General features: G+C 64.1%; 15 protein-coding genes and 1 tRNA gene. 15 read left to right on the forward strand and 1 reads right to left on the reverse strand.

Translation table 11 applies throughout. The annotated features are described in order from the left end of the window. Positions 1-128 precede the first annotated feature (128 nt). On the reverse strand, positions 129-518 hold the full coding sequence (locus tag VFV96_13805) for a hypothetical protein (GenBank protein HEU5071473.1): 390 nt from the start codon (positions 516-518) through the stop codon (positions 129-131). A gap of 170 nt (positions 519-688) precedes the next feature. Here VFV96_13805 and VFV96_13810 point away from each other — a divergent pair, with 170 nt between their 5' ends. The 15 genes from VFV96_13810 (at position 689) to VFV96_13880 (ending at position 15,821) form a co-directional block, all read left to right on the forward strand. Continuing rightward, on the forward strand, positions 689-832 hold the full coding sequence (locus VFV96_13810) for a hypothetical protein (GenBank protein ID HEU5071474.1): 144 nt from the start codon (positions 689-691) through the stop codon (positions 830-832). Positions 833-877: 45 nt separating this feature from the next. After that, the gene (locus VFV96_13815) at positions 878-1,414 is read left to right on the forward strand and encodes a MarR family transcriptional regulator (protein HEU5071475.1); all 537 of its coding nucleotides are present in this window, start codon (positions 878-880) and stop codon (positions 1,412-1,414) included. 208 nt (positions 1,415-1,622) lie between these two features. Beyond that, the gene (locus tag VFV96_13820; protein HEU5071476.1) at positions 1,623-2,060 is read left to right on the forward strand and encodes a DUF393 domain-containing protein; all 438 of its coding nucleotides are present in this window, start codon (positions 1,623-1,625) and stop codon (positions 2,058-2,060) included. After that, positions 2,057-2,848 carry a hypothetical protein gene (locus VFV96_13825; protein HEU5071477.1) on the forward strand — a complete coding sequence of 264 codons (792 nt, stop codon included), beginning with the start codon at positions 2,057-2,059 and terminating at the stop codon, positions 2,846-2,848. The genes VFV96_13820 and VFV96_13825 overlap by 4 nt, the downstream gene beginning before the upstream one ends. Next, a complete protein-coding gene (locus VFV96_13830) occupies positions 2,845-3,801 on the forward strand; it encodes a TIGR01777 family oxidoreductase (GenBank protein ID HEU5071478.1) in 957 nt (318 codons plus the stop codon). Before VFV96_13825 ends, VFV96_13830 begins: the two co-directional genes overlap by 4 nt. A 21-nt stretch (positions 3,802-3,822) precedes the next feature. Beyond that, a complete protein-coding gene (locus tag VFV96_13835) occupies positions 3,823-4,647 on the forward strand; it encodes a DUF2071 domain-containing protein (GenBank protein ID HEU5071479.1) in 825 nt (274 codons plus the stop codon). Positions 4,648-4,659: 12 nt separating this feature from the next. Then, positions 4,660-6,024: an asparagine--tRNA ligase gene (gene asnS / locus VFV96_13840; protein ID HEU5071480.1), complete on the forward strand. Its 1,365-nt coding sequence runs from the start codon at positions 4,660-4,662 to the stop codon at positions 6,022-6,024. 41 nt (positions 6,025-6,065) lie between these two features. Continuing rightward, positions 6,066-6,890, forward strand: coding sequence for a metallophosphoesterase (locus VFV96_13845; protein ID HEU5071481.1), 825 nt, complete (start codon positions 6,066-6,068; stop codon positions 6,888-6,890). A 134-nt stretch (positions 6,891-7,024) separates the two neighbouring features. Further along, entirely contained in the window at positions 7,025-8,035 is a 1,011-nt protein-coding gene (locus VFV96_13850; GenBank protein ID HEU5071482.1) for an ABC transporter substrate-binding protein, read from the forward strand. Then, entirely contained in the window at positions 8,032-8,844 is an 813-nt protein-coding gene (locus VFV96_13855; GenBank protein ID HEU5071483.1) for an ABC transporter ATP-binding protein, read from the forward strand. Before VFV96_13850 ends, VFV96_13855 begins: the two co-directional genes overlap by 4 nt. Further along, positions 8,841-9,605, forward strand: coding sequence for an ABC transporter permease (locus VFV96_13860; GenBank protein ID HEU5071484.1), 765 nt, complete (start codon positions 8,841-8,843; stop codon positions 9,603-9,605). Before VFV96_13855 ends, VFV96_13860 begins: the two co-directional genes overlap by 4 nt. A gap of 151 nt (positions 9,606-9,756) precedes the next feature. After that, complete coding sequence (locus VFV96_13865; GenBank protein HEU5071485.1) at positions 9,757-11,442, forward strand: NAD-dependent malic enzyme; 1,686 nt, start codon at positions 9,757-9,759, stop codon at positions 11,440-11,442. Between the two features lie 179 nt (positions 11,443-11,621). Continuing rightward, positions 11,622-13,418, forward strand: coding sequence for an RNA polymerase sigma factor RpoD (gene rpoD / locus VFV96_13870; protein ID HEU5071486.1), 1,797 nt, complete (start codon positions 11,622-11,624; stop codon positions 13,416-13,418). 103 nt (positions 13,419-13,521) lie between these two features. Continuing rightward, positions 13,522-13,597: transfer RNA gene (locus tag VFV96_13875), tRNA-Ile, on the forward strand. Between the two features lie 229 nt (positions 13,598-13,826). Continuing rightward, a complete protein-coding gene (locus VFV96_13880) occupies positions 13,827-15,821 on the forward strand; it encodes an enterotoxin (protein HEU5071487.1) in 1,995 nt (664 codons plus the stop codon). Positions 15,822-16,047 lie beyond the last annotated feature (226 nt).

The following is a 16,047-nucleotide window of genomic DNA, read 5'->3' on the forward strand; positions in this document are numbered from 1 at the left end:
ACGACCCGACCGTGTGGCAACACGCCGAAGAAAAACTGAAGCTCAAGCAGATTCAACGCCTCCACCAATCCGCCACCGCCCTCGGCTTTAAACTCATCACCACCACCTGAACTTACACGCCTAGTTTCTTACGAGACCGCGTCCAACTCGTCAATGGCTGGTAAGTGTGCATACATGAATCCGGGTAGCTGGGCATCCCCCAGCGCGAAACCAGTGTCATCAATCTGTCGTGAGTCGCGCAATCCGAGAAGCGCGCCGAGTGCAAGGCAGGCAAACGAGCGGAAAACAGCCGCCGCCTCTCCGTGGTCGTGAAGGTCATGGTCTGAAAGCTCGCCGTCGCATCGGCGACGAATGAACTCGTAGTGCTGGCGTGACCAGTCCTTGGTCGCTCGGTGATATGAGAAACCGACAATCGCCATCTTGATGTCGTCGTCATCCTCTCGATTGGGTGTGGTCAACTGACGCGCTGCGTCGCGGGCAACTGGAAACGCACTCAGCAACCTCGCGAACTCATCCATTGGCTCGATAGAGGGCATAGGTGCGAGCGGTCTAGACAGTATGGCTTTCGTTGAAGGTGGAAGGGGTGTCTGCTCTCCGGAGCAAACGTGGGTTGCGCCGCGGGAGCGGCGCCGAGCCACCCGTTGTGGGACGCACGCCCCAGACAACGCAGGCACGAAGCGCAAACACCATGAAGACCTATCTACTCCGCCCGGCCCCGCCCGTCCAGCGCCAAACCCGCCGCGCGGCCAAGCCCGCCGCGGACGTCAGCCTTGGCCGGCCGCTGCCGCCCGCCGCGCCCAGCCCGAACTTTCAGGAAAAGAACTTGCCTTGAGTTTTAATTACGGTAATTTCAGTTCAGACAGAAATAAACGACACCATGCCAAAGCTGAGTCCAGTCCAAGAAAAGTTCATCCTGCACTGGGGCGAGATGGGCACCAAGTGGGGCATCAACCGCACCGTGGCGCAGATTCACGCGTTGTTGTTCATCGCCGAGGCGCCGCTCAATGCCGACGACCTGGTCGCGACGCTGTCCGTGGCCCGGTCCAACGTCAGCAGCAGCCTGAAGGAATTGCAGGGCTGGGGCATCGTGCGCCGCGTCCATGTCATGGGCGACAAGCGGGATCATTTTGAAAGCATGAAGGACGTGTGGGAGATGTTCCGCGTCGTGCTCGACGAGCGCAAGAAGCGCGAGATCGACCCGACTATCGCCATGCTCCGCGAGTGCGTGGCCGAGGCGGAAAAGGACAAGGCGACCAACGCATACACCGAGCAGAAGCTGCGCGAGCTGGCGGATTTTTTCGAGACGACGACGGCCTGGTATGGCCAGATCCGTTCGTGGCCGACGGCGGCGCTGAGCAAGTTTGTGAAGGCCGGTGACAAGATCCGCAAGCTGCTGGGCATCGGGGGGGACTGATGAATAGCCACGTAACAGCAGCATTGATTTCGTCCCATGGTGAACTTCCGCCTCCAACTTTGGATGCGCATTGGAGTAGTGAACCCACCCCTGGCCCCTCCCAAGAGGGGAACGCGCATGCGATCCCCACCAGTCTGGCTCCCCTCCCAGGAGGGGGCAGGGGTGGGTTGGCTCCCTGGAATGAACATTTTTTTGAGACCAATTTTCTGTGAATACCGAAATGCCAGTAAATGACGCCAGTGCGCGAGGCCGGGTGTTTTACGACGCCGAGTGCCGGTTCTGCGTCGCCGGCCGGCGGCGCTGGGGCGGGCTGTTCGAGCGGCGCGGGTTTGCCTGGGTGCCGCTGCAAACGCCGGGCACGGCGGCGCGGCTGGGCATCACGGAAAACCAGTTGAGGGCGGAAATGTGGCTGCAACGGGCGGATGGTCGCACGTTCAGCGGCGTCGGAGCCTGGAGCGAATTACTGCGCCGCGTGTGGTGGTTGTGGCCGCTCGGAATGCTGATCGCCCTGCCGGGTTTCAATGCCTTGGCGCGTCTCCTCTACCGCTGGATTGCGCGGAACCGTCATTGTCTGGGCGGGAGTTGCCAAATTCATTCGCATCCACATCCGACACATCGCCACAGCGCCTTTCTGGAATTGCCATGACGACGAACCTCCCGCCCACCGGAGCCCCGCGCCTTCGCCGGTCATGCCTGGCGGTGCCGGAGGTGCGGGGGGTGATTGAGCGGCGCGTGCTGGTCAACTTTCGTTGCGCGCCGGCAACCGTGGCCGCGCTGCTGCCGCCGCCGTTCCGGCCCAAACTTGTGGGCGGATTTGCCGTGGCGGGCATCTGCCTCATCCGTCTCACGGCGCTGCGCCCGGCCGGTTTGCCCGCCAGCATCGGGCTCACCTCCGAGAATGCGGCCCATCGCATTGCCGTGGAATGGGAGGAAAACGGCATCGTGCGCGAGGGCGTGTTCATTCCGCGGCGCGATACGGATTCGTGGTTGAACCGGCTGGCGGGCGGGCGCCTGTTTCCGGGCGTCCATCAGGCCGCAGCCTTTCGGGTTTGGGAAACCGGCCAGCGGTTCAAGCTGGAAATGCGCGGCGCGGACGGCACGACATTCGTCCGTGTCTTGGCTCGGTTGACCGACACGCTGCCGCGCGGGTCGGTGTTTGGCACGCTGGCGGGAGCGACGCGCTTCTTTCAGGCGGGCGCGTTGGGCTGGTCGGCGCGCGCCACGACGGGCGCGTTCGATGGCCTCGAACTGGACTGCGACCTGGGGCACCTGGAGCCGCTCGCCGTCGAGCATGTCGCCTCGAGTTTCTTCAACGACGCAAGATATTTCCCGCCCGGCACGGCGGAGTTCGACAGCGCGTTTCTCATGCGCAACATCGCGCACCGTTGGATCGGGCGCGGCCGGATGGAATGCGGGGGAGGCGCGGCACCATGAACCGGCGCATCGTCCTCGCAGGCGGCCGCGGCTTTCTGGGACAGGCGCTGGCGCGGTGGTTTGGCGGGCGCGGCTGGGAGGTTGTGATGCTGACGCGCACGCCGGCGCGGCGAACGGATGGCGTGTGCGAAGTGGGCTGGGACGGTGAAACGGTGGCCGATTGGGCCGCCACGTTGGACGGAGCGGCCGCGGTGGTCAACCTCGCGGGCAAGTCGGTGAATTGCCGTTACCACGAACGCAACCGCCGCGAAATTCTGGCCTCCCGGCTTGGTCCCACGCGCGTTATCGGTGCCGCCCTCGCGCAATGCACCACGCCGCCACGCGTGTGGCTGAACGCCAGCACGGCGACGATCTACCAGCACACGTTGGGTCCGGCGTGGGACGAGGCGGGTGAAGTCGGTGGGACGCCGGAGGCAAAGGACGAATTTCCCGTTGAAGTCGCCACGGCCTGGGAGCGGGAATTTTTCGATGCGCCGACACCAAACACGCGCAAGGTAGCGCTGCGCACGGCGATGGTGCTGGGCCGCGGGCGCAACAGCGTGTTCCCGATGTTGCGGCGGTTGACGCGGCTGGGGCTCGGCGGGCGCATGGGCAGTGGCCGGCAGTTTGTTTCGTGGATTCACGAGGCGGATTTCTGCCGGGCCGTGGAATGGCTCATCGCGCACGGCGAAATCGACGGAGTCGTCAACGTGGCGGCGCCGAATCCACTGACCAATGCGGCGATGATGCGGACGTTCCGCGAATTGTGCGGCATGCCGTTCGGGTTGCCCGCGACAAACTGGATGCTGGAGATCGGCGCGGTTTTGCTGCGCACGGAAACGGAACTCATCCTCAAGAGCCGCCGCGTCGTTCCGGGGCGTTTGCTGGCCGGCGGGTTTGCGTTTCACTTTCCGACGTTCTGCGAGGCGGCAGGGGATCTGATGGGGCTCAAACCAAGGCAGCCAATGGCTTGAACGGCACTGATGTCAAATGTCATGCCCACCCAAAATCAAAACATCAGCCAAGCCGCCCGCGCACGGATGCTTTCGCTGCCCCGCGAACCGTTCCTCGTCGCGGATTGGCTGAACGTGATGATGATTCACCTCGAAGTGGACGCGGACACGTTGCAGGCGGTCACACCGTTTCAACTCGATCTCTGGCAGGGGCGCGCGTTTGTGACGCTGGTGGCGTTCACGCTGCGCGGGATGCATCCGCGCTTGGGCGGGCGATGGAGCCGATGGCTTTTCCGTCCGCTCGCGACGCATCGCTTCCTGAACGTGCGCACTTACGTCAAGCAGGACGGCGAAGCCGGGATTCATTTTCTCGCCGAGTGGCTGGACAGCCGGCTGGCAGTGGAACTTGGGCCGCAGGTTTTTGGGCTGCCGTATCGGCTTGGGCGCATTGAATATCAAAACGAATGGCAGTCAGGCGGGTTGCGCGGGCGGGTGGCGGATGCAGGGACGGGCGCGGTGCTGGCGTATCAAGCCGGAGCGGAGCCCGGCGCTCCGGCGTTGAGGGAGTGCGCCCCCGGCTCGCTGGACGAGTGGTTAATGGAACGTTACACCGCATTCAATTGCATGCGCGGCCGGCGGTTGTTCTTTCGCGTCTGGCATGAACCCTGGCCGCAAGTCCCGGTCCTCGTCCGTCTCGCGGATCGCCGTCTGTTGACGGCTCATTGGCCGCTTTTTCATGACGCGCCGGTGGCGGGGGCCAATTACAGCCCCGGCGTGCGCGCGGTCTGGATGGGCTGGCCGCACCGGCTTGGTTGCGGGACTTTCAGGCTGCCAACTATGGCTTGTCGGCCCGGGGCGGTTCGCTAAGACTTTGCGCACCTGATGCGCACACTGATCAAACACGCCCTTGCCGCGACGGAGCCGCGCGAAACCATCACGCTTGGCGGCTGGGTTCGCACGCGTCGAGACAACAAAGGCTTCAGCTTTCTCGAACTCAACGACGGCTCCTGCCTCGCCAGCATTCAAGTGGTGGCCGATGCGGGCATTCCCGGCTACGAGCGCATCGCGGAATTCACCACCGGGGCCTCGGCCATCGTCGAAGGCGCGCTCGTGGCGTCCCCGGCGGCGGGGCAGAAATGGGAGGTGAAGGCCGCACACATCCGGCTCATCGGCGGTGCGGACGCCAGCTATCCGTTGCAGAAGAAGGGGCACACGCTGGAGTTTCTGCGGAGCATTGCGCATTTGCGGCCGCGCTCGAACCTGTTTGGCGCCGTCTTTCGCACGCGCAGCCAGCTGGCTTACGCGGTGCACGAGTTCTTTCAGCGCCGCGACTTTGTTTACGTCCACACGCCGGTCATCACGGCGAGCGATTGCGAGGGCGCGGGTGAGATGTTCCGCGTCACAACGCTCAAGGGCAACATCGACGATCAGCCGACGACGGATTTCTTCGGGAAAAAGGCTTATCTCACCGTGAGCGGCCAGCTCGAAGGCGAGACGTTTGCGTGCGCGTTGTCGAACATTTACACGTTCGGCCCGACGTTTCGCGCGGAGAACTCGAACACGGCCCGGCACGCGGCGGAGTTTTGGATGATCGAGCCGGAGATGGCCTTCTGCGACTTGCGGGGCGACATGGATCTGGCCGAGGAGTTCATCAAGTCACTCGCCAAATATGCGCTGGAGCATTGCGCCGAGGACCTGGCGTTCTTCGCGAAGTTCGTGGACAAGGGCCTGCACGAGCGGCTGAAGTTCGTCGTCGAACGGCCGTTTGTGCGTGTGCCCTACACCGAGGCGGTGGAAATTCTCACGCAGAGCGGGAAGAAGTTCGAGTTCCCGGTGGCTTACGGCCAGAACCTGCAATCCGAGCACGAGCGCTTCCTGACCGAGGAGCATTTCAAATCGCCGACGACGGTTTTCAATTACCCGCGCGAGATCAAGCCGTTCTACATGCGCGTGAACGACGACGGCAAAACGGTCACGGCGATGGATGTGCTGGTGCCGGGCATTGGCGAGGTGATTGGCGGCGCGCAGCGCGAGGAGCGGCCCGACGTGCTGGAGCAGCAGATGCAGCACCACAAGCTGAATCCCGCCGATTACTGGTGGTATGCCGAGCTGCGGAAATACGGCACCGTGCCGCACGCGGGCTTCGGCCTGGGGTTTGAGCGGCTGATCATGTTCCTGACCGGTGTGGCCAACATTCGCGACGTGATTCCGTTCGCGCGCACCCCCGGCAATGCCGAGTTTTGAAATTGAAACGGCGGGCGACCCGCGCTAAACCGGGTCAACCCATGAACCCATCCGGCCGCCAGCCCGTCAGTCGTCGCGCCGCCCTTGTGCGGCTGGGCCGGCTGGGGCTGATGGCGGGCGTGCTGGGCCCGCTGGCGCTGCGGAGCTGGGCGAAGCCGGCGAAGTCCGAATTCAAATTCCTCGTCGTCAATGACACCCACTACCTGACGGATGAGTGCGGGCGTTATCTGGCCGGGCTCGTGCGCCAGATGAACGGGGAAGGAGCGGACTTCGTGTTGCACGCGGGCGATCTCACCGACCAGGGCGAGCCCGCGCATCTGACGGCGGTGCGGAAGATTTTTGCCGGGCTGGACGGATCGTTTTATCCGGTCATTGGCAATCATGATTACCTCACACCGAAGGACCGGCACGGCTACACGGCCGCGTTTCCGCGCCGATTGAACTACTCGTTTGAACGCCACGGCTGGCAGTTCATCGGCCTCGATACCACGCAGGGTCAGGAGTATTTCAACACCCGCATCCAGCCGGCGACGTTCAAGGCGCTGGCCGGCATCCAGCGGCGTCTCGACAAGGCCAAACCGACGGTGGTGTTCACGCATTTTCCGCTCTGTGCCAGCGTGCGCACGCGACCCGTCAACGCCGACGATTTGCTGGTGCAATTCGACGGCTGGAACGTGAGGGCGATGTTCAGCGGCCACTTCCACGGCTTCACCGAATGCGAGCGCGGCGCGGCCCGGCTGACCACCGATCGCTGCTGCTCGCTCAAGCGGAACAACCACGACGGCGCCAGGGAAAAGGGCTACTTCGTCTGCACCGCGAAGGCGGGGGAATTGGCCCGCCAGTTCGTCGAATACAAGGGCGTCTGAGCGCGGGCGTGGCGGCGGCGGCGCGGTGGCGATTCGGGATTCCCAAAGGCGCGCCGGTGGGGTAGCTTGGCAGCGTGAGACACAGGAATGGATTTCCTGTTCGCGGCCTTGCCCGAGGTGTGCTTTGCGGGTGGATGGCCGCTTTTTTGTTCATCAGCCTCAACCTTCGCGCCGCGGAAAAAACCGTCATCCGCGTCGGTCATTTTCCGAATCTGACGCACGCGCAGGGCGTCATCGCGCACGGGCTGTCGCGGGCGGGCCGCGGCTGGTTCGAGGAACGGCTCGGCACCAACGTTACCGTGCAGTGGTTCGTGTATAACGCCGGTCCAAGCGCGATGGAGGCCATCCTGACCAAGTCGCTCGACCTGGCCTACGTCGGACCCAACCCCGCCCTCAACGCCTTCATCAAAACCGACGGGCAGGAAATCCGCATCGTGGCGGGCGCGTGCAGCGGTGGCGCGGCGTTGGTGGTGCAGCCGGACGGGCGCATCAAAACCGATGCGGATTTCAAGGGGCGCCGGGTGGCGACGCCGCAAATGGGCAACACGCAGGACGTGGCGGCGCGCGCGTGGCTGCGCAGCAAGGGTTTCAAGGTGACGCTCACCGGCGGCGACGTGCGCGTCATTCCCACCACCAACCCCGATCAACTCACGCTGTTCCAACGCGGTGATCTGGACGCGGTGTGGACGGTCGAACCGTGGGTGACACGGCTGGAACTCGAAGCCGGCGCGAAGGTGTATCTGGAGGAATCCTCGCTCTGGCCGGACACGGGCGGGCGCTACGTGACCACGCATCTGGTCACCAGCGTGCGTTTTCTCGACACGCAACGTGATTTGCTCGCGCGCTTCGTGGCGGCGCACGTGGAACTGACAGAATGGATCCGCGCGCATCCGGACGAGGCCCGCCGGTTGTTGAACGATGAATTGAAGGCCGAGATGGGCCGCGCGTTGCCCGAAACCGTTTTGACGCAGGCGTGGCGCCGGCTGGAATTTACCTGCGATCCCGTGCGCGCGTCGTTGCTGAAATCCGCCGCGGATGCGCAGCGCGTCGGGCTGCTGCGGGAAACGCCGGACCTCGCCCGGATTTATGTGCTGAATCCGCTCAACAGCGCCCTGCGCGCGCGCCAGTTGCCGGAGATCAAATGACCACGCCTGTTGTCGCTCCTGTTGAACCGCCGGCGGCCAAGCTGGTGGTGGACGGCGTTTCCAAACATTTCCAGACCCGCGAGGGCACCCTCGAAGCGCTCGGGCCCGTCAGCTTCAGCGTGCAGGAGGGGGAAATGGTCTGCCTCGTCGGCCCCAGCGGCTGCGGCAAAAGCACGATGTTGAACATCATCGCCGGCTTGGAAACGCCGGATGCCGGACGGGTGCTTGCCGATGGCCAGCCGGTTTCCGAACCGGGACCGGATCGCATGGTGTTGTTCCAGGAGCACGCGCTGTTTCCGTGGCTGACCGTGCTGGGCAACGTGTTGTTCGGGTTGAAGCTCAAGCCGAACCTGACCGACGCCGAGCGGCTGGAGGTGGCGCGGTTTTACTTGAAGCTGGTCGGGCTGGAAAAATTCGAGCAGGCGAACATTCACGAACTGTCCGGCGGCATGAAGCAGCGCGTGGCGCTGGCCCGGGCGCTGGCGCCCAACCCGCGGCTCCTCCTGATGGACGAGCCCTTTGCGGCGCTGGATGCGCTCACGCGCGAGCAGCTTTACGGGGATTTGCAGCACATCTTCGCGCAACGCCGCAAGACGGTGGTGTTCGTCACGCACAATGTCCGCGAGGCCGCGTGCCTCGGCGACCGCGTGCTGCTCTTCTCGCCCCGGCCCGGGCGCATTCACGAGGCGTTCGACATTTCCCTGCCGCGTCCGCGGGAAATCAACAACGTGCAACTGACCGAAACCGCCGCCGTGATCACGCGGGCGTTGAAGCGGCATCTCCAGCCGGCGGAGGCGGTGGGCGAATGAGAAGCGCGGTGACGGCGGTCGTGTTCTTCCTCGTCCTTGTGGCGGCGTGGCAATGGCTGGTGGCCATTGGCGTGCTCTCCCACGTGTTGCTGCCCACACCGCTGGAGGTGGTGCAATACTACCTCACGGCGGTGCGCGATGGCACGATGTGGGACGCCGTTTCGGTCACGCTCCGGCGGCTGGCGGTGGGATACCTGGCCGGCGCGGCGCTGGGCGTGCCGCTCGGCTTCATCAACGCCCGCTTCCGGCTGTGTCATGATTCCTTCGGCCTGCTGGCGCTGGGATTGCAGGCCTTGCCGAGCATCTGCTGGGCGCCCCTGGCGCTGTTGTGGTTTGGTCAGACCGAGTGGGCCATGTTTTTCATCGTGGTGATGGGCACGGTGTGGTCGGTGGCGCTGGCGACAGAATCCGCCGTGCGCAACCTGCCGCCGATTTACCTGCGGGCAGCCCGCACCATGGGCTCCCGCCGGTTGCACCTGTGGGTGAACGTCATCGCGCCGGCGTCGCTGCCGTTCATCATCGGCGGCATGAAGCAGGGCTGGGCGTTTGCGTGGCGCTCGCTGATGGCGGCGGAAATTTACATCACGATCCTGAGCGGTTTCGGCCTCGGTCATCTGCTGCACTATGGCCGCGAACTCCACGCCATGGATCAGGTGTTTGGCATCATCATCGTCATCGTGGCCATCGGCCTGCTGGCGGACAAAATTTTGTTCGGCCCGGTGGAGCGCTTTCTTCATCACCGTTGGGGGACGAATCGGTGAGCAAGTTGGGCCGAAGGTTTATTCCGCGGCCGGGTTCCCGCCCGCAAAAAAAGCCAAGCCCTTGCCAAACGCCGCGTAGTATTGCCCGCCGCCCGCTTTAGCCTGTCACTGGACTGGCGTGGCCCGGAACGGGCGGGGCCAGGCATTGACCATGAGCGCTTCCATTCCGTCGGCGCCCCGGCACTTGCGGGGTGAAACCATTCTGCGCGACCCGCGCCACAACCGCGACGCGGCCTTCACTTTGGCCGAACGTCACCAGCTCGGCCTCGAAGGCCTGCTGCCGCCGGCGGTCCTGACCCTGGAGCAGCAGGTCGAAATGGAGCGGCAGAAGCTCCAGCAAAAGACCGACCCGCTCGAGCAATACATCGGGCTCGTGGCGCTGCTCGACCGGAATGAAACGCTCTTCTACCGGCTGCTCAGCGAGCACATGGACTGGCTTACGCCCATCATTTATACGCCCACCGTCGGCCTCGCGTGTCAGCGGTTCAGCCACATCCTGCGCCGGCCGCGCGGGCTCTTCATCGGCCCGGAGGATCGCGGGCACATCGCGGACCGCCTGCGCAATTTCGCGCATCAGGACGTGCGGCTCATCGTGGTGACCGACAACGAACGGATTCTCGGGCTGGGCGATCAGGGCGCGGGCGGCATGGGCATTTCCATCGGCAAGCTCGTGCTGTATTCCGGCGGGGCGGGGATTCATCCGCGGCACTGCCTGCCCATCAGCCTGGATGTGGGCACGGACAACAGCGCCCTGCTGGCGGACCCGTTTTACTGCGGTTACCGGGCGCGACGGTTGCGCGGTGCAGAGTATGACTCGTTGGTGGAGGAATTCGTTCGCGCCGTAAAGGCCGTCTTTCCCCGCGCGCTCCTGCAGTGGGAGGATTTCAAGAAGAACAACGCCTTCCGCCTGCTGGAACGCTACCGCGAACGCGTCACGAGCTTCAACGATGACATTCAGGGCACGGCCGCGGTGACCCTGGCCGGAATTCTTTCGGCGCTGCGCCTGACGGGCCGGCCGTTGCGCGAACAACGGTTGTTGCTTGTGGGCGCCGGCGCGGCCGGCGTCGGCATCGGGCGGCTGGTGCAGTCGGCATTGCTGGCCGAGGGGCTCGACGAGGCCGAGGCGCGGGCGCGGCTGGTGTTTGTGGATTCCGAAGGGCTGGTCTGCGAGGGCCGGGCCAATTTGGATCCGCATAAAAAGGAATTCGCCCTGCCGCGCGCGAAGCTGGCGGAGTTCGGGCTGGTCAAGCCGTTGCCGAAGTCGCTGGATAAAATCGTTGAAATCGTGCGGCCGACGGTGCTCGTCGGCACCACCGGCACACCGGGCGATTTTACGCCGGCGGTGCTCCGGGCGATGGCGGCCCATTGCGAGCGGCCCATCATTTTCCCGCTGAGCAATCCGACCAGCCAGGCGGAATGCACCCCGACCGAGGCCCTGCAATATTCCGACGGCCGTGCCCTGGTGGCAACCGGCTCGCCGTTCGCGCCGGTGACGTTCAACGGGCGGCGTCACGTCATCGGCCAGTGCAACAACTGCTTCATCTTTCCGGGCATCGGGCTGGGCGTGATCCTCAGCGAGGCGAGCCGGGTCACGGACAATCTCTTTCTGGCCGCGGCCCGGGCGCTGGCCGAGTTCACGGCGGCGCGGGCCGCGGAAGGCGCGTTGTTTCCGAGCTTGAAGGAGCTGCGCGCCGTGAGCCGGCTGGTCGCGTTCAAGGTGGCGCAAATGGCACGCGACGAAGGCGTCGGCCGCACGCTCGACGACGCGGCCATCGAGACCGAGCTGGATCAATTCATCTGGAATCCGGTCTATCCCGAACTGCCATCCGAGAAATAGCCCGTGCACAATGCGGTGCGATGCCGTTTGTGACGCGCGGCGGGGAACGTGCGGACCGCTGCGTTGCCGGCGCGCGTCACGGAATTGTTGCCCGTGAATCGCCAAGGCCGCTTGACGGGGCGGCACCGCGTTTCCATATTGCACCAAGCATTCACCACCAACACGTTGCCGCACGCCGCATGTCCGCCAAAAAGTCCAAGAAATCCCCCTCCCGCAACGGCGTCAAAACAGCCCGGCCCCGCGCCGTGCACCGAATCAACGGCGCGCCCGGTCGGGGTGCGGCGGAAGCCCCGCTGACGCAGGAGTCGAAAGCCATCGGCGCCCTCGAACTGGCGTCGCGCGTTTTGGAGGCGGCGGCGCCAGTGGATTTGGACCGCATGCTGCGCGAACTCGTCAAGCTGGCGCGTGAACAGGGGTTTCTGACGTATGCGGACATCAGCGAGGCGGTGTCCGACACGCCGATTTCGGCGCGGCAACTGGACGAACTCAACAGCCGGCTGCGCAATCTCGAAATCGAAGTTGTGGAGCAGGCCGAGGAGACCAAGGCGGAAGAGGAGGAGGACGAGGAACAATCGCACCGGATGGATTCGCTGGACGATCCGGTGCGGATGTATTTGAAGCAGATGGGGCAGGTGCCGCTGCTCACGCGCGAGCAGGAGGTCGCCATCTGCAAGCGCATCGAGGACGCCGAGGAGGAAATCAGGCGGATTATTTACCGCCTCGGCTTTGCGGCCAAGGAACACCTTGCGCTGGCGGAAAAACTGGTGTGCGAACCGCCCAAGGAACGGTTTGACCGCGTGATTCTCGAACGCAAAATTCCCGTGCGCGACCGTCACCTCCGCGAGCTCCGCCGGTTGCTGGGCCGGGTGCGCCAGCTGGACGAGCAGGCCGATGCCCGGTTCGCGCAATGGCGGCAGGCGGATTCGTCCGCCGCGCGGGCGCGGCACGCCGCCGAACTCGGGCGGCTCGAGCAGCAGCTCATCAAGGAGTTTCCCAAGTTTTGCTTCAAGCAGCGGATCATCGAGGAGATGACGCAGGTGGCCGCCAACATCCGGGACAAGATGCTGGATGCCCGGCGCGGCATCGAGCGCAGCGTGGCGGGGATTCCGGGGGATGCCGGCCACCTGATGGGCGACATCGAGCGGCAAAACCTGCACGCCCTTGAAGACCTGGTGCGCCAGCCCGCGGCGGACTACCTGCAGTTGCACGTGCGCCTCACGGAATTCACCCGCCAGGCCGTCCAGGCCAAGGGCGAGATGGTCGAGGCCAACCTGCGGCTCGTCATTTCCATCGCCAAGAAATACACCAATCGCGGCCTGTCGTTCCTGGATTTGATCCAGGAAGGCAACATGGGCCTGATGCGCGCCGTGGAAAAATTTGAATACCAGCGCGGCTACAAGTTTTCCACCTACGCCACCTGGTGGATCCGGCAGGCCATCACCCGCTCCATCGCCGACCAGGCCCGCACCATCCGCATCCCGGTCCACATGATCGAGGTCATCAACAAGCTGATGCGGGCGCAGAAGCAGTTGTTGCAGGATTACGGCCGCGAACCCACGGCCGAGGAACTGGCCGACGAAATGCAGCTCTCCGTCGAGCGCATCCGCAGCATCCTCAAGATGGCGCAGCAGCCGGTTTCCCTGCACGCGCCCGTGGGTGACGGCGAGGACAGCAACGTGGGCGACTTCATCGAGGACAAGTCCACCGTCAGTCCCTCCGACGTGACCGGCTTTGGCCTGCTGAAGGACAAAATGGGCATCGTTTTGGGCAGCCTGACCGAGCGCGAACGCAAGGTGCTCGAATTACGCTTTGGCCTGGCGGACGGCTATGCCCGGACGCTGGAGGAGGTCGGCAAACAATTTCGCGTCACGCGCGAACGCATCCGGCAGATCGAGGCCAAGGCGCTCCGGAAAATGCGCCACCCCACGCGCCTTCGGCACCTGCACGGCTTTCTCGAATTGGAAAAGCCGGCGTAAGGACGGGCCGGAAATTCGTGCGTGTCCGCCGGATCCGCCGAATCTGCCGCCGTCCGGCAAATTGACTTGTGACGAGCGCGGGGCGCCGCACAATGCCGGCGGCGGGCCCGTAGCTCAGCGGTTAGAGCAGGCGACTCATAATCGCTTGGTCCTCGGTTCAAATCCGAGCGGGCCCACCACTTCACTCATCAATTGACGCGCCATTTTCCCGCAGGTGAGGTTGTGCGCATGGCTGTTTCCGTCACCCAAATGTGGTATGGCCGGTGTCGCGAGCGGGCTGTTAACGTTTTGGCGCAAGGTCAAACCACGCCCACGCCGAAACCGTCGGATGACGTGCGCCCTCGATTCCGGGTTTCGTCCGCCGCATTCGCGCGGACCTGGCGGAGGCGGACCGTGCCCGATTTTACCATGCATCACTCGTGTTCCAATTACCGGCTGTGCGCCCTGGCCCTGTTGGGCGGCGCGATTCTGGCCATGAACCCTTCGGTGTCCGCCTTGACGCTCTCCAATGATCTGGTGGTGGCGACCTGGAGCGAAAACGCCGGCGAACTGCGGCCGGAAGCGTTGTTGGATCAACGCACGGGCCGGAAGGTGGATCTGCGCGGCGAGTTGTTCAGCCTGGTGCTGACCAACGGGAACATTTTGCACAGCGCCAGCTTCACTGTGGTCGGTCCTGTGCGGACGGAGCCGTTGGCCGTCAATTCCGGCGCGGCGCGTTACGCGGAACGGCTGCCCGGCCGGCAATTGGTGGCGGAACTGGTCGGTGACAATGGCAACGTGCACGTCACCTGGCGCGGCATTTTGCGGGATGGCTCACGCTATTTGCGGCAGGAGTTTTCCTTTCATGCGGGCACCCAGGAAATTCCCGTGCACGGGATTCAACTGCTGGAAGTGTCGTCCCTGGATGCGCGGGCGAGCGGCACGGTGGAGGGTTCGCCAGTCGTGACCGAGGACGCATTCTTCGGCATCGAACATCCGCTCTCCATCAACCGCGGCGAGATGGGCTTTGTGCGCTGCTTCCTGCCCCGCGGCACGGCCATCCGGCCGGGCGAAAGTTACACGGCCTCGCTGGTGGTGGGATTCTATGATCCCGGCCAGGAACGCCGCGATTTTCTGGCCTATCTCGAACGCGAACGCGCGCACCCCTACCGGCCGTTCCTGCATTACAACTCCTGGTATGACCTCGGCTATTTCAACAAGTATGACGAGAAGGGCGCGCTGGATGTCATCAACGCCTTCGGCCAGGAACTCGTGGTCAAGCGCGGGGTGAAGCTCGATTCGTTTCTCTTCGACGATGGTTGGGACAACGACGCCACGCTCTGGCAGTTTGACAAGACCAACTTCCCGGATGGCTTTGCCAACGTGAAGGTGGCGGCCGAGAAATACGGCGCCGATCCGGGCATCTGGCTTTCGCCCTGGGGCGGTTACGGCAAGCCCCACGAGGAGCGCATCAAATTCGGCCGGGAACAGGGCTTCGAAATTCGCGACAACAACTTTTCCCTGGCGGGCCCGAAATATTACGCGCGCTTCCGCGAACTGTGCGTGAGCGTCGTCCGGCAGTATGGCATCAACCAGTTCAAATTCGACGGCATCGGGCAGAACTCGGGCACGGGCGGCGGCGGGGCCATGCGCGACTTCGACGCCATGCTGAAGCTGATTGCCGAGCTGCGCTCGCTGAAACCGGACATTTACATCAACCAGACCACCGGCACGTGGCCGTCGCCCTTCTGGCTGCTCTACGCGGATTCCATCTGGCGCGGCGGCGAGGACCATTCGTTTGTGCCCGGCACCGAACCCGAACGCGAACGCTGGATCAGCTACAAGGACAACGACGTGCATGATGAAGTGGTCGGGCGCAGCGATTTGTATCCGCTCAATTCGCTGATGCTGCACGGCATCATTTACGCCCAGAAGGCCCACGGGCTGAACTACGACACGAACAACATCCTGCGGTCGGAAATCCGCGCGTATTTCGGCAACGGCACGCAGTGTCAGGAACTCTACATCACGCCCCGGCTCATGACGCAACAGAACTGGGACGACCTGGCCGAGGCCGCCAAGTGGTCGCGCGAGAATGCGGACACGCTGGTGGACACGCACTGGATCGGCGGCGCGCCGGCCGAGCACCAGGTTTACGGCTGGGCTTCGTGGTCGCCGCGCAAGGGCATCCTCACGCTGCGCAATCCGTCGGCCCGGCGGGCGGGCATCAAAATTGATCCGGCGAAGGCCTTCGAACTGCCGGCCGGGGCGCCGCAGCATTACACGATTGTCAGCCCGTTCCGTGACCAGCACTGCGCGGTGACCCGGCTGACGGCGGGAGTCGAAACGGAATTCTCGCTCGCCCCCTTCGAGGTGCTGGTGGTCGAGGCGCGGCCCGGTCAGAACCTGGGCCAGACAAACTGAGCCCGATTGGAAGTCCGGCATTCCGGCGCTTCGTGCGGGCCGGAGGGTGATTTAGAGCAGCCATGAAGGGCTGCTCTTTTTCTTTTCCAGGTTCGCCACAATGCCACGGGATTTGTCGTCCCGCAGTGTCATTGCACTCCCCCCAATGTGGTATTTAATCGTGAGAATTAGCGGGTATAACAGGCCAAACAAATGTTCCCCCGACATCCTGTCGCATTTGTTCCAA

The sequence above is a fragment of the Verrucomicrobiia bacterium genome, from assembly GCA_035765895.1.
In the GTDB taxonomy this organism is placed as follows: domain Bacteria; phylum Verrucomicrobiota; class Verrucomicrobiia; order Limisphaerales; family DSYF01; genus DSYF01.